The following is a 15,067-nucleotide window of genomic DNA, read 5'->3' on the forward strand; positions in this document are numbered from 1 at the left end:
TATTTGAAGTTCTGTCAATTGTATTTCCTCCGTGTCGCGTTTTGATTCGACTATAGTGTCTCGTTAGGTATCCGTCCTCAAAGAATATTCCTATTGGATAATTTCTTATAAATATAGACCATGGGAAACCAAAGAACTATAGCGTGAATCAATCCGATAAATGACGCTATTAAAACAGAAGCTGGAACGCTTATCACACCTGCTTTAACACCACTAACAATTACTTTTTCGCCGCTTTGAACGACAACTTCATTCGTGAAGAAAGAAGCTATTAGTAATCCAATACCAATAATCAGGCCAAAAATTGAATAAATAAACACTGTTTTCCGTATAACCTTTTTAAGCATCCAATTCCCCACACCTGTTCTATTTACTTTAGAGTCGTATTGTTTTATTGAACTATCGTGTCCCTTTAGGTGGATACTACTTAAATTTTTAAAGTTTCAATTATCCCTCTGGCTATCACTCTATTTGTCGTTAGCTCAAACTTCATTCCAGTTTTGATTAAATGATTCGGTGCCTCTTCTTTTTCATAAAAGGCTAAATACAAATCAGCAGTTGTATCTCTTTGAGTATTTGGAGTTTTATGGAATTCAATTACTGCACTCCACAAGCCATTTATTAACTCCCTATCTTCTTCAAAGATGATAGGTATTGAGAAGTTTCCTACCGGAATAATACTTTGTCCGCCTTCCTCGGCAGTCAGGAAATATATATTTACCCTTCCTATTGTCTTCAAGGTTTATCAGCTCTTTCACCGTATTCAATTATGAATTTTTTTGTTATACAACATTATTTTAACACAATATGGAAGTGGATTTATTTATGGAAATTATAAATTATTGTTCCGCAAATATCCCGGTTACTTCAACGAAAACGGCAGCCGATCGTTTGGCCGGCTACCGTCATGTCTGATTGAACTATCGTGTCCCGATAGCTTAATAGGTTATTATTTGTTATCGTGGTATGCCTTCTTTACACTTTCAATTTGAGCAAGGTGGTTGCGGACATGTTCGACGCGGTATTCCACCAATTGCTTAAATGTGAACCGTCCCTGATCGACATATACCCCCACTCGCTCGCTTTGTTCACTAGTTAGATTGTCTAGAATTGTCTGCATACTGGAACGTAGTAATTTGAATAGAAGCAAATACTGCTCTCGATCCAATAAATCATACCCCAAGTTATTCGCCCATGCGTCTTGATCAAATGAAATCAGAATTGGCTCATCTTCCGCCAAGACTTTTTTTAGTCGAGATGTGGACGAAATCTCTGAGTCTGTTACATGTATAAGGATTTGATGAATGCTCCATTGGTCTGAAGCAGGCTTGAAACGAAGTTCTTCTTCTGTTAATCCTTCGATTGCATCCCGAAGCATTGCGTATCCTAAGGCATACTCCTTAAATAAGTCCTCCAATTCAATCACCCTCCTTTTTTATATAAACCAACACTTAACTAAAACTTTCTAAGACGGTCGAAGTTAAGGTTCTCCGTTGTAAAAATAAGAAATACTGAATACATAAGCAAAGTAATAGCGATAAAGGAAAATCAACGGAAGAAGCATGATTATTATATCTGTAAGATAAATGATAATTCGTTTATAAAATGAAACGTCCTCGCGGTGATACCTGCTTTGTTTGTCAGTTTCATTTCAACTAACGTGTCCGTTAGCGGCTAACCTGCCCGAAGTTCGTGTCCCGTTAGGTTAAATCATTATCAGCCTGTGATTCACAGCACAAATTTCTCAAGAGCAACAGCAACACCGTCATTATCATTGGATTTGGTAATATGTTTTGCACATTTTTTCAGCTCAATTATCGCGTTTCCCATAGCAATCGGAAATCCGCACTTATGGAATAGTCCTAAATCGTTAAAATCGTCCCCAAATACCATTACATTTTCTGCCTTCACCCCAATATCATTAAGAACCCATTGAACGGCATCTTCCTTTGAGGCTAATTTATGCATGATTTGAACCAATGCTCCTCCATCGGTTGCGATTACGTTCACATGGTCACTGAATTGCTCGATAACATCCCTCCATGAGCTGTAACCATGAACCAATATTTTGGTCGGGGAGAGTGAACTAATAATATCCTTATCAACTATTAGAGGTTTAGGATCATTAGAACGGATACCGAAATGACCGAGTTGCGAGTCGGGAATTGGTGTACACGTATACCATGAGTCATTGACCTCGTATGAAATAAACGATTGAGGTGCCTGTAACTCGATGAAATTGTTAAACTGTTGGCTAATCTCCATCGGGATAAAGTGGCACATTGACGCGATTCCTTGGATCTCGCTAATATCAACGACTTTCCGTTGCAAAAGTCACTGGGGCTCACAGATTTGAGGGCTTCAGAGAAGAAAAACGAAATGATTCGGATGGCGAAGTTATGTACAAGTGTCTATAGTAAAAATAAATACGACTGGCAAATCGGGTATGATCTTGCGATTGATCAGGATGCTAAGGTAGGGTTCATCGAGAGCAACCCGACCTTTCCTGCTCACGGATTGTTTCGAAAGGAACACAACACTTTTGGTAGGATTAAGCAGATAGCAGCATTCCACAAAAGGCAAAAATAAATATCAACATGCTTCTGTTGCTTCTCTCTCCCCCTCTTTATTTAAGCAAACAAAAAAAACGAAGGACATCCATCCTTCGTTTTTTATTTAATCTCCCGAATGAAACTCCAACTCATCAAGGTTCTTTCATTTCGAATCCATAGTAACCCGATAGTACTATTTGGATTGAGGCACCCATCGTTTCCAGCTCCTTGCAACAATTTCCCAAATAACAATTAAAACAATACCGATCAATGCACCGAACACAACACCGTACGTAATGCGGATCAGCGAAATGTGAAGCGGCGTATGCAAGTGGCAGAACGTATCTACGATAGAAAGCTGCCCGATTACGCCAATGAACATCAAGTATACGCCATTTCGATATCTAACAGCCAAGTATGCCCCTAACAAGAAGATCGGGTGTGCAAACAGGAATTCTTTGGTGCGCGGGCGTACACCCAGCGTATTCTCCATGAACGAGCGGAACAATTTCTCCACGGCGGATGCCTGTCCTTCGTTACCTGTTCTTGACAAATAGTAGAGGATAGCACCTAATGCGACAACCGCTGCTACTACCCATAGCACGGTAATATTAAATGTGAGTACCTGACGTACTCTCAAGAGCTTGTCCTTATACGTATTGTTTTCACTAAAGAACAACAGATACACGCCTGCAATCGCAATTGGAAGCAGATGAAGAGCGCTTACGCCGCGGAATTGCTGCAAGACAATGGAGTACGTAATATGATTTAGCAAGGCAACTACATACACAACGCCAATTAATGAGATTAGCGATGTTTTGAGCAGCATCCATAACGTATACAGCAAGCCTGACTTCCACTGCGCCGCTGCTCCGGACCGGACCGAATGAATAGCCAGCATGATTGCAATGCTTGGCGCGCATACAGCTGTACCCAGCGCTAATACTTGGGCATAAAGATTGGCAGATAGCACATGAAGACCGAATGCTCCGATAATGCCGACAACGAACAAAAACAATGACGCTTCCGGCACAAAGAAGCTGACAGCCAGCACAATTAGACTTACGCCGCCAATGAGTAAGAAGAAACTGGCCACTTTTTTCCAGGCTGTCGTATGTACGGTAAAGGCCTCGGCCTGTCCTAATGTAAAGCCAACTTTCTGAATACGCGGGATGGCTCCATCCGGCCCCTGCAGCGCTTGATAGTAAGCGGACAACGGGTCAGCCAGCTTTCCTTTATCCAAGTTTTTGACAGGCTTGGCATTCAAGAATACCATGCGGATATTTCTATCTTTAACAGCCAGCACGAATCGATCAGCCACGCCTTGAACTCGGTCAGCCATCTCCGCTTTTGTGACTTGCTCAGATAGCTTTTCCCCGTCCTGTTCAGTAAAGGAATGCAACCGCACCACATCATAGTTCGTTTGTTTAGCCAATGTGCTGAACCCTTTTTGCGGTTCCCTCAGCAGTTCGATGGCGGCCAGTCCAATGCCGTTTTTATGTAGCAGCTCAGCCATTTTGTTCAAATTGACTTCCGTGTTCTCCTCCGTGTACCCTGGAACCTCGTTGCCGTCTACAATGATACGTTTAACCCCGATATCATGCAGACTTTTTAGCAAGTGGTCCATATCATTAGTTACAAAAGGCCGGCGGTTCGAGAGACGAACCACAATATTAAAGCCCTGATCCTTTAACATCTTGAGGGTAATCGGATCTGGATCCATCGGTTTCATGGATGCTTCGTCCGTGCTCATCTGGATGATCAGTCCATTGCGGTTCTTGAAGCTCCAAGGCTTCGTGGCTACATTCAGATTGCTGAATGTTTTCAGGATCAAGGGCTCAATCTGCTGCTGAGTTGCCTGATCTGCGTACAAAATGTACGTAAAATTCTCGTTCGGCTCCCCGTACGTTTGTGTCATAGCCATTGCATCCCGTGAGTTAAACATCTCAATACGGCGGCTTTCGCGGAACTCGGACAGCGTGCTTTCGTACACTGCCATAGAGCCGATGCCAGCGGCTTTCATTTGTTTTAGATGTTCATCTACATAGCTCTTCGGACTCGTTTGAATATCGGCAATGTCCAGCAAATCCCGATAGTCAAATACAAATTCCACCTTGTTTGCCGATGTCTCTGTCAGATGTCTGGCATAGGCTAACGGCAATGAGGCTAGCATGCCAATAATCACCAGCCATAAAAGCACATTCTTTACAAGATTATTCCACGTTTTATACCACTGAATCAAGTTGTTCCTCTCCTTAGAGCATTGTTATCTTAACTCCATATTCCAGTAATGGGCTGCACGGACGCAGCTTTACCCGAATAAGGAATATTATACATATCCTCCAAAGTACGAAGGACATTCAAATGTGTGATGTGTTGGTCATAATGACCTGCTTTCACCATAGGGCCTACAAATATTGTAGGTATATGATTGTTCTTGGATGAATCGTCTTCATCCCATGTCAGAATAACTAGACTGTTATGGTCTTTCGCCCACTGCACATACGGCTCAATATGAAGCTTTAGCCAATTATCCGCAGTTTGGATTGTACCATCATGCATATCGTTATCCATATTCGGAATTACAAAAGAAACTGTAGGCAATTTGTTAAAATCATCGGTCGGAAAACTCGAGAGTGGCATGTTTAAATATGTCGGAACATTGCTGAAATTAACCCAGGGACTATGCTTTCTTCCATATTGTCGATAGGAACAGGCCGTTGAACCAATAGATGGAAGATCCTCAGAGAAACCGCTAAACGTTAGGTGTGCCTTTAATAATTCGCTCGCCAGATTATCAGTTTTAAAAATATGTCCGCATGAATCATCCTTTACACCTTGATCAGACCCTGAGAAAAGGATTAAGTAATTGGGTTCGCTTGGATGTGTATTGGCATAGGATTGAGTAAAAAAAGCTCCTTGCTCGGCTAATAAATTCATATAAGGTGCCGACTTGTTACCAATAATCTTCTCATAAGAATGGTTCTCCTCAACAACAATAACAACGTGATCTGCCTTGGGAAAACCTGGATGCGGCATTGTTGTGAGTTGAGGAATAGCGATAGTGTTGATCGGTGCCGATGGCTGCTTTTGCACAGGAACGGTTTCATTATTTGCCGGTTGTTGCGTAACTTTGGGAATATCCGTTGCAACTGGATATTCTTGGTTAGCTGGCATAGACAAACTTGTAATTTCTGAATTTGTTTGGGAGCAAGCGGTCAATAGTAGAGTCAATGTTGTTGCAATCCAAATTGATTTCTTCACAATTATCATGCCCTTCATAGTTGCAATTCGTATTAATCAAGGTTTAGCGAACTACTATTAAATGATTTTAAGAAATTTATCACTATCAATTCTAAAATACACTTAACTACTCAAAGACTTTGTTAAAGTAGATTTTAATTGCCTCGATAAAAAAACTTCCTTTCCTTGCGGTGATTTCCCGCAAAGTAATTTTATTCTGAGAGTAAAATAAATTAATTAAAACTCCATGAGAAACCATAAATAGCATGAAAATAATATTTCAAATTGATTACATTTTTGTAGCTCAACGAGCTAGTCCAATTTAAAACGACATTTGATGAAATCATTGTGACTTCATCAATATCAGTAAATTCCAAAAAAATCCTGGACATAAAACAAAAAAGCCGCAATTTTAGCGGCTTTCAATGTTATACTATGATCTTGTCACCCGACATTTGTTGAAATTCAACGTCGTTGAGCTTTTTCTTGTCAGGTAGATTCCTTCATAACTGTCTCAACCTCGAAATTTTACATCTCATTTTCGAAATTAAGTAATCTCTATCGGCTGCTTGGATAGCAGCTGCTTCATCATACCATTGAACTAAACTACCCTGATACTGACTCGTGTGCTTTAGCCACTAGAATAAGGGCTCCACGGCGTTTAAATACGCAAAATAAATTCTCACCAATCCTAGTGATTTGATGATAATGCTCGGTGAGAGGTAAAAATGTGCTCTTCTCATCGTCAAATATGATGAGTCCAAATACGGGACTCGCCAATATCATCTGACACATTATATGACAATGCAGGTCTAGCATAGCATCGTAAATCAAACTTATAACTAAAGAATATATAGTATTTTATACATATGTCTATAGAGTTGAAAAATCCCTTAGGTACCAAGGCTTTGTTGTTGTCCGACGACAAGAACATATATCCTTAATCTAAACGCATTGTTCAAATAAAAATAACCGCCAATTAGCGGTTATCATTAAAACGTTCAAATTGATCGTAGCAAGGATTATTACTTGATTACTTGCACATAATTGATTTTATCAATATATGATGAAGGACTTGTGAATTATGGATACCATCATCCTCTACGCGGCTTGGATAATCACCGCAGTTCTCTTGTTTGTATTTATCAGAAGAAAAATTTGATTGAAGCACAAATAAGTTTTTTGTTCATGCAAGTACCGACTTGGTTATTTGGTACTTTAGTTGTTAAGGGAAGATTAATTGAATACCCTGTTGGTTTCCTTAGCGTCGTATACAAAGCAAGCTTTACCTTCGAGTTTTTTGTATTTCCAGCAATAAGTGCCATCTTTAATGTCCATTTTCCTAAAGAGAAACCTTGGTATATTAAAACAATTTATATCCTTGTTTTCCCGTCAGTAATGACGATAATAGAAGTCTCTATCTTGAAAAACATACACAATTGATCAGATACATAAATTGGACATGGTACATGAGCTTCATCTCAATGACACTAACCCTCTTACTTTCCTATTGGTACCATGTTTGGCTATTTAGGAACATAAAAAAAGTCAATTAACTTTGAACTCAATATTTAGTCGGCGTTTGTCCTATTTACCTAGACCAAGCACATATAAATCTGAATAACATATTTCCCCCCAAGACCAGCTTCATCTCCACCTTCGTTATTTAAGGGGGATGAAGCTGTTGAACATTATGGCACATCTACACCCAATTACAGCCGTGACCTGCTCCAGGCTCTCTACCCGTTAAAAAACCATACCGCCCCAGTCGTTGACAAACCGGTCATTTGCCAAAAAACGGCCTTGACCACGTTGAACGGCCAACAGTGGTCCTGCAACGGCACGAAAATTGAGTGCTATCTTGGGATGGAACATGGAGGATTTATTTATAATTGAGTTATTATAATTCTTGGAACCCATCCCAAGCCTTAATGCCTTCCCAGCCATCCTCCCCGTAATTGCATATCCTTTGATCACTTTTCCTAATGGTTCATAGCGATCGGAAGTACGGCCGGAATGGTTCTCGAAACCTAAAAGTTGTCGAGTCCGGTGAGTCAACGACAACGTTACCACCACGCGATTTTATTTGCGCTTCCGAATTAAAGCCACAAAATCCAGCTCCATGATGGGCGTACCGTCTGAGGTCACGTAATAATTACTAAGCAGCGGATAGCCCCCACATATAGCCAGAAAGCTAATGGGCTCTTACCCAATCCTGCTGGATGAAAGGCACATACATTAATAGGGTCAAATCGTTGCCCTCATAGCCACCAGCGTTGGTGGTTTTTTTATAAATTTAACTTATTGGAGTAGGGAGTAATGCTAGGATGAAACCATACCATGTGGTCTGGCTGTTAAAAGAAAATAAACCATTAACGAAAAATAAAGTATTAGACTGGGAAAATAAAGTATTAGACTGGAGTTAGCGTTAAAGGATAACGTTAGAGTTCAACGATTTTAAACAACTTTCATTCTGACCTTGCCCACATCCTAGGCCGGGTTTACTGCATTTTTTGCAATCAATTTAAACAACTTTATTATTAGATAACACTTATGGCTATGACAAAATCACTTTGGATATATCGGTTAGTGGTGTTTTTGCTACAAAATTCGAAAATAATGACTCACCTTTTGTAGTAGTGCGCTAAGATAGGAATAACGATAACGCGGCGATGGAAATGATCCATCGCCGCGTTATCGTTACTGTGTAAATGCTCAATTAACAGGTTTGTTCCAATAGGAGAAAAAAAAATTTACAATTCCCAAGAAATGATCTTAACTAAACTCGCGACGACGAGGCAATAAGAACCACAGCCCATCGAGCCATGCCAATTCCTGTTCCGATAACGCATTCATTTCTGCAGCACACAGACTCGCGTCCAATTGCTCTGGATGACTCGCACCAATGATTGCCGAAGTTATTCCCTGTTGTTGCATAACCCAACGCACAGCCGTCGTGACTGGATCAAGCCGGCGCTCTTGGCACCAAGATTGGTACCGCTCCACAGCGTCGAAAGTCGCCTCTTGCCAATAGCGCTGCTGATAGAACGAACCCGCATTATTACCGAGTCCGAAACGAGTTCCCTCTTCGATGTTCGAATTTTTTCTGTAGCGTCCCGTTAACATGCCGCCCGCTAGTGGATTGTAGCATATGATGCCAATTCCTTCGTCAAGTGCCATCGGAATCAAGTCATCCTCAATCATTCGAAACAACAGATTGTAGCGCGGTTGAACACTTGCAATACGAGTGTAATTTTTTCTGTCGGCTATTCCGTTTGCCTTTGCCACTTGCCAAGCCCGCCAATTGGATACACCGATGTATCGGACTTTGCCTTGTTCAACGAGATCGTCTAACGCACGCAACGTTTCATCCATTGGTGTGTTTGGGTCGAATTGGTGCGCTTGATAAAGATCGAGATAATCCGTTTTTAGACGGCGAAGACTATCCTCGACGGCAGTCATGATGTGCTTCCTACTCAACCCCTGATCATTTGGACCAGCACCCATCGCACCAAAACACTTGGTTGCGAGAACCATTTTGTCTCGTTTTCCTTGTAGCCATTCCCCGATGATTGACTCGGTTGTACCTGCTAAGTCAGCCGATTTCCTCCCAATCGGGTACACATCTGCTGTATCGATAAAATTCACACCGGCAGTAAACGCCTTATCGAGTATCTCGAAGGAGGTTTGTTTGTCCGCTTGGTTGCCGAATGTCATCGTGCCAACACACAGATTCGTTACTTTTAATCCCGTTTGTCCAAGTGAACGAATTTCCATTTGATTTACTCCTCTCCCTAATGCCTAGCAATCATGGGTTGAACATTTCTTTGCGACCAACAGGCCCCTGAGCATTCAGAGCGTCAAAATTTCGCCTATTTTTCACATCCGTAGGAGGTATATTAAAACTTTCTTACTAAGCTGGTTAAACGTTCTACTTGTTCAGGATCATAATGTGAAAAGAACAACGTTTCTCCTCTATCTAAAGCAGCAATGGCATCCATATCCTCATTTGTTAATTCAAAATCAAATACATCAATATTCTGTTTCATTCTTTCCTTATTCACCGTTTTAGGAATCACTGATACACCAATTTCAATCAAGTATCTCAAAGCAACTTGAGCACTGGACTTATTGTATTTATCTCCAATTGCATTTAATGTTTCATTGCTAAATAAGTTGTTTTTTCCCTCCGCAAAAGGTGCCCAAGCCTGGATTTGCACTCCATATTTCTTCATAATTTCTCGAGCTTTTACTTGTTGATTAAATACATGTGTTTCAACCTGATTTACTGCCGGAATGACTTGATTGTATTTTATCAGGTCAATTAATCTGTCCGGATAGAAATTACTAACACCTATTGCTCTCAATTTTCCATCCTTATATAGTTCTTGCATTGCACGATATGTTCCATAGTAATCATTAAAGGGCTGATGGATTAATAATAAATCTACATAATCAAGCTGAAGTCTTTCTAATGATCCTTCGATAGATTTTTTAGCATTTTCATATCCATAAGTGGAAATCCAGATCTTTGTAGTAATGAATAATTCCTCTCTTGGAACCCCGCATTTTCTAATAGCATTTCCAACAGCCACTTCATTTCCGTAGCCCTGAGCAGTGTCGATTAAGCGGTAACCTACTTCTATTGCATCCAGTACACACCTTTCACATTGTTCATGATCTGGAATTTGGAACACCCCATATCCCAAAATTGGCATTTTCACACCATTGTTTAATTCCATGTACCTCATACCGATTTCTCCTTTTATTAATATTATGATAAATCTATTCCATCGCATCATAATTACTGAAAGCCAATTATCCGATGGGGTACGTACGGCTGTTCTAACGACGCAATTTCTTCAGGTGTTAATTTAATTGAAATGAGCAGTTACCGGTTCTTTCTGAAGAACCCAAGCAAACGCAATATGAGCTCGGGGAACGCTACGTTTTTCCGCGATATCGGCAACCCTCTCTATGACCTATTGATCGGCATTTACAGTAGGATCGTATTGGGATCTCTGTACTTGATCGGTTTCTTGAACGTTGGGTCATTTCCTCCCCAAGACAAAGCCGTGATACGTCTAAACCGGTATTTCCAAGTTTCACATATTCAATTGGAATTCTACCTTTCTTTCTAATAATATTGTTTCGTTTAAATAAGAGCGTTAAATATCAAGTTTACGTGTAGCCATCCATTTCACTATTGCAGGGTCGTTATGTGAAAAGAACAAACTCTTTCCTGTATCTAATGTAGCTATCTTCTCTACATCCTCATGGCTTAATTCAAAGTCGAAGATATTGAAGTTTTCAATGATCCTTTCCTTACGAACAGACTTCGGAATTACAACAACACCTCTTTGTGTCAACCAACGTAAAACCACCTGAGCAACAGATTTTTTGTGCTTTTCAGCTATAGACACTAACTCTTCGTTATGAAAGAGGTCATTTCTCCCTTCAGCAAAAGGTGCCCAAGACTCGATTTGAATATTGTACTCTTTCATCAGCTTTTCACTTTCGATTTGCTGGCAGAAAGGATGTGTTTCAACTTGATTTACGGCAGGTATGACTTCATTGCGAAGTGTTAAATCGAGCAGACGGTCATCTCTAAAGTTGCTCACTCCAATTGCCTTGACCTTTCCTTCACGATACAATTCCTCCATAGCACGCCAAGAACCAAAAACATCACCAAACGGTTGATGAATCAAATACAAATCCAAATAATCGAGTTGCAATTTCTTCAATGATTTTTCAAATGCTTTCTTCGTATGCTCATAACCAGTATCTTGAACCCAAAGCTTCGTAGTTATAAACAATTCTTCTCTTGCCACGTCACTTCGTTTAATTGCCCTTCCAACGGCTTCTTCATTTTGATAAGAAGCTGCGGTATCAATCAGACGATAGCCTGCCATAATAGCGTCATACACGCTCTGTTCGCATTCATTGGGATCAGCAATTTGAAAAACACCAAAACCAAGTATCGGCATCTCAACACCATTGTTTAAAATTACTTTTTGCATATATATATTCCTCCCGTTTTTGATTCGTCTTGTACTTATCTACTTCATCCAAAGCAGGCATCTACCATCGCACTTCATATCCTTATTATGCAACAATCGTTTAAAAACCCTTAGCCAATTCGTCTCAAATGTTTGCCTAATCCTCTCACAATCACTTACGAAGTCGATAATTATGTTTTATAATTGCACTAACAAGTATTTAAGGAATAAGGAGATATTATGTCTGAAATAATAACAAAACAACAAAATGAGCTTGCCAATCTTATTAAGCGTTATGCTAAAAACGATGGTGTTCATGCTACTGCCATTCCGTCTTTATTTTTCATACGCCGCTCTGTTGTGTCTGGACCAAGTTACGGAGTTTACAATCTTTCTTTGTGCCTTGTAGCTCAAGGAGCTAAAGAGGTGTGGCTTGCTCAGGAGCGATATGAGTATAATCCTGCTGATTACCTTGTTTCATCCGTTATTTTGCCGGTGACTTCCCAAGTGGTTGAAGCTTCTGTCGATGTACCCTATTTAGGTTTTAAACTTGAATTTACGGTTAATCAAATACTAGAGGTTTTACGTGATTCTGAAATCCAGGGAGGAGCAAAAGAAAATGCGAAGCGAGGTATGTTCGTCAGCCGAATAGAGCTGAATTTGTTGGATGCGGTAATGAGACTAGTTCGATTGCTGGACAACCCGAAGGATATCCCGATACTTGCGCCACTGTTTACGAAGGAAATTCTTTACAAGGTTATGCAAGGGGAGCATGGGGGTACTCTCGAACAAATTGCGATTGAAGGTAGCTCTGCCCGTCAAATAAAAGATGTTATCGATCATATCACGAATAATTTTGATAAGTCATTTCGGATCGAGGAGCTTGCGGAGAAAGTGAATATGAGTATTTCGTCGCTCCATAGGCACTTTAAAGAGGTAACGGCTATGAGCCCTATTCAGTTCCAAAAACAACTGAGACTTCAAGAAGCGCGGCGCTTGTTATTATCCGAATCAACCGATGCTGCTTATGTCGCATTTCGTGTTGGCTATGAAAGTCAGTCACAATTCAGCCGTGAATATTCCCGTATGTTTGGACTTCCACCTAAAGAAGATATGAAACGTTTGAGGTCGCAGTATGACCAAACAATAAGTATTTAATTTTTTGGGTTGTGGGTGAAATGTCCTGTAATTGCAAGATCATTTACTGAACTAATAACTCGACAGCACAAAATTACAGTGAAAGCTGGTACTGGCTTCAAGAGGAATTTTAACGGGAGTTCAATAAAACAGCGGCAGTCTAGGACTTTATTTTCTCGTCCCTGGCTATCGCTGTTTTAATTTCTAGGCTCGGTTTAAAACTTATTTTATGGTGTTTGACAGTATGACAACTCAAAAAGTCGCGTGAAATAAAGTCATCCTGTCTAATACTTTATTTTCTGCTGACACTGGCAAGGACCTGTTCACAAAGCGAGCGGTCTCGGAAATGCAAGCAGAGCGTATGCGCGCGCGTTAATGCGGCGGGGGGTTCGTGTTAAGATCGGTGCAGCAAGAACCAGAACAAATGCAGCGGACGGCAAGAAGGTGCTCATCTATCACGATGTGCCAAACTCATTGAATGTCAAGCTGGAGCGTAGGGCTTATGATTCCATTATTTTGAATACAGTGTGGGAAACGAGCAGAACCCCGCGGAATTGGCTGGCGGATATGAACAAGTTTGATGCGGTATGTGTGCCTTCGCAGCAAACGGATATGCGGCACATGAGAATGAGAGATGGATTAAGTCCAGGATCCTGCAATACAAAAAAAGACTAGGTATTTACAAGGATACAGCCCCCATTAAAATCATCGCCCATCGGCTCATGAAAGACAGCTTAGAGGGCTACTCGGGGGAATGTCTTCGTGCTTCCCACCCGCGGCGAAGTGAAGTGACCCCTTAAAGTTAGACAAATATTTTATGCAACCTGTTGGGCGTGAGCACGGTATTGTACCGGGCTCATGCCTTTTAATTTTGATTTGATGCGTTTGTGATTGTAGTAATCAATGTATCGTGCTAGTTCTAGCTTAAAGTGATCTACACTTTCAAATTCATTAAGATAAAGAAACTCCGACTTCATAATGCCAAAGAAGTTCTCCATCACCGCGTTATCGTAACAATTTCCTTTGCGTGACATGCTTTGGGTAATTCCTTGTTTCTTCAAAGCATGTTGATACGGCTTCATCTGGTAGTGCCAGCCTTGATCCGAATGTAGGAGGAGTTCATCCTCTTCGGATAAGCGTTTAAAGGCCTTATCTAGCATCTCAGAGACTAAGGAATAAGTAGGGCGGGGCCCTACTGTGTAAGTGATAATTTCACCGTTAAACAAGTCCAAAACAGGTGATAAGTACAGCTTTTCTCCAAATAGCTTAAATTCCGTAATATCGGTAACCCATTTCTCATTTGGTTTTTCCGCGTGAAAATTACGATTGAGTACGTTAGGTGCAATTTTACCTACTGTTCCTTTATGGGAACGATATTTCTTCATACGCACCACTGATTTCAAGCCTAATTCTTTCATGATACGCTGCACTTTTTTATGATTAACCCGATGTCCCCGATTATATAGTTCATCACGGATACGACGATAGCCATAACGTCCTTGATGTTCGATGTAAATGGATCGAATAAGGAGTTTTAGATCTTTGTCTAGATCGGGCTTATTCAACTGCTTTACCCAGTAGTAAAAGGTACTACGAGGGATGTCAGCAAACGCTAGCAATGCAACCACCGGGAATTCAAGCCTTAATTCATAGACTACTTGTGCTTTGTCTTGTTTGGTGATTTTTCCTTGTTTTGAACTAAGGCATTCAACTTTTTTAGATAGGTATTTTCCATACGCAAACGTTCTATTTCTGCTTTCAGAGCTTCAACTGAACCCTCCGCAGGTTCTAGTTTTTTCGAATTGTTCTCTTTCTTATTTGTCATAAGTGGGCGCCCCTTTTTCTTTGATTTCAGGGCGTCCTTTCCATCTTCATTAAATTGATTGCGCCATTTTCTAATGATCCCAGGGGAGGAAATATTAAAAATGACAGCAGCTTCATTTGGAGACGTCCCATGCTCGTTCATATAGTTGAGTACGTCTAGTTTAAATGACATGCTGTAAGCTGTATAGCTCTTTTCAAAAGCTTTTACCCCGTGATATTCGTATTGCCTAACCCACATACGTAAAACTTCATGGTTTATCCCTAATGATTTTGCAACGCTTTTAATTCCTTCCGTACCATTCTGATACTTAA

At 40.6% G+C, this 15,067-nt stretch carries 14 protein-coding genes and 1 pseudogene; 3 read left to right on the forward strand and 12 right to left on the reverse strand.

All coding sequences use genetic code 11. The features are described 5' to 3' along the window. Positions 1–77 precede the first annotated feature (77 nt). The 6 genes from O9139_RS02685 to O9139_RS02710 form a co-directional block, all read right to left on the reverse strand. The gene (locus O9139_RS02685; protein WP_270877648.1) at positions 78–347 is read right to left on the reverse strand and encodes a hypothetical protein; all 270 of its coding nucleotides are present in this window, start codon (positions 345–347) and stop codon (positions 78–80) included. An 80-nt stretch (positions 348–427) separates the two neighbouring features. Continuing rightward, complete coding sequence (locus O9139_RS02690) at positions 428–739, reverse strand: hypothetical protein (protein WP_270877647.1); 312 nt, start codon at positions 737–739, stop codon at positions 428–430. A gap of 210 nt (positions 740–949) precedes the next feature. Then, positions 950–1,417, reverse strand: a complete 468-nt coding sequence (locus tag O9139_RS02695) for a DinB family protein (protein WP_270877912.1) — start codon at positions 1,415–1,417, stop codon at positions 950–952. 311 nt (positions 1,418–1,728) lie between these two features. Continuing rightward, positions 1,729–2,283: an HAD hydrolase family protein gene (locus O9139_RS02700; RefSeq protein ID WP_270877913.1), complete on the reverse strand. Its 555-nt coding sequence runs from the start codon at positions 2,281–2,283 to the stop codon at positions 1,729–1,731. Between the two features lie 462 nt (positions 2,284–2,745). Further along, positions 2,746–4,794 carry a DUF5693 family protein gene (locus O9139_RS02705; RefSeq protein WP_333742442.1) on the reverse strand — a complete coding sequence of 683 codons (2,049 nt, stop codon included), beginning with the start codon at positions 4,792–4,794 and terminating at the stop codon, positions 2,746–2,748. A 29-nt stretch (positions 4,795–4,823) separates the two neighbouring features. Next, positions 4,824–5,816 (reverse strand): alkaline phosphatase family protein, encoded by a 993-nt coding sequence (locus O9139_RS02710; protein ID WP_270877914.1) that lies wholly within the window; start codon positions 5,814–5,816, stop codon positions 4,824–4,826. A 1,056-nt stretch (positions 5,817–6,872) separates the two neighbouring features. Between O9139_RS02710 and O9139_RS02715 the strand changes: the two genes are divergently transcribed. Beyond that, positions 6,873–7,238: a CBO0543 family protein gene (locus tag O9139_RS02715; RefSeq protein WP_270877915.1), complete on the forward strand. Its 366-nt coding sequence runs from the start codon at positions 6,873–6,875 to the stop codon at positions 7,236–7,238. 303 nt (positions 7,239–7,541) lie between these two features. Here the strand turns inward: O9139_RS02715 and O9139_RS02720 are convergent, their stop codons facing one another. The 5 genes and pseudogenes from O9139_RS02720 to O9139_RS02740 form a co-directional block, all read right to left on the reverse strand. Beyond that, complete coding sequence (locus tag O9139_RS02720) at positions 7,542–7,859, reverse strand: hypothetical protein (protein WP_270877916.1); 318 nt, start codon at positions 7,857–7,859, stop codon at positions 7,542–7,544. Positions 7,860–8,570: 711 nt separating this feature from the next. Further along, complete coding sequence (locus tag O9139_RS02725) at positions 8,571–9,572, reverse strand: aldo/keto reductase (protein ID WP_270877917.1); 1,002 nt, start codon at positions 9,570–9,572, stop codon at positions 8,571–8,573. 122 nt (positions 9,573–9,694) lie between these two features. Continuing rightward, positions 9,695–10,546 (reverse strand): aldo/keto reductase, encoded by an 852-nt coding sequence (locus tag O9139_RS02730; protein WP_270877918.1) that lies wholly within the window; start codon positions 10,544–10,546, stop codon positions 9,695–9,697. 53 nt (positions 10,547–10,599) lie between these two features. After that, a pseudogene (locus tag O9139_RS02735) lies at positions 10,600–10,834 on the reverse strand (aldo/keto reductase); the annotation flags it as partial. A 129-nt stretch (positions 10,835–10,963) separates the two neighbouring features. Further along, positions 10,964–11,815, reverse strand: a complete 852-nt coding sequence (locus tag O9139_RS02740) for an aldo/keto reductase (protein ID WP_270877919.1) — start codon at positions 11,813–11,815, stop codon at positions 10,964–10,966. A gap of 219 nt (positions 11,816–12,034) precedes the next feature. Between O9139_RS02740 and O9139_RS02745 the strand changes: the two genes are divergently transcribed. Both O9139_RS02745 and O9139_RS02750 read left to right on the forward strand, forming a co-directional pair. Then, on the forward strand, positions 12,035–12,952 hold the full coding sequence (locus O9139_RS02745; protein ID WP_270877920.1) for an AraC family transcriptional regulator: 918 nt from the start codon (positions 12,035–12,037) through the stop codon (positions 12,950–12,952). Between the two features lie 354 nt (positions 12,953–13,306). Continuing rightward, a complete protein-coding gene (locus O9139_RS02750; RefSeq protein WP_270877921.1) occupies positions 13,307–13,606 on the forward strand; it encodes a hypothetical protein in 300 nt (99 codons plus the stop codon). 140 nt (positions 13,607–13,746) lie between these two features. Here O9139_RS02750 and O9139_RS02755 read toward each other — a convergent pair. Continuing rightward, positions 13,747–15,067, reverse strand: a protein-coding gene (locus tag O9139_RS02755; RefSeq protein ID WP_270877922.1) for an IS3 family transposase whose coding sequence is annotated in 2 segments (ribosomal slippage) — positions 13,747–14,651 and positions 14,651–15,067 — 1,322 coding nt annotated over the 2 segments. Because the reading frame shifts where the segments join, the coding sequence is not laid out codon by codon here. This gene is flagged as partial in the annotation.

It is taken from the genome of Paenibacillus aestuarii (assembly GCF_027789125.1).
In the GTDB taxonomy this organism is placed as follows: Bacteria; Bacillota; Bacilli; order Paenibacillales; family NBRC-103111; genus Paenibacillus_E; species Paenibacillus_E aestuarii.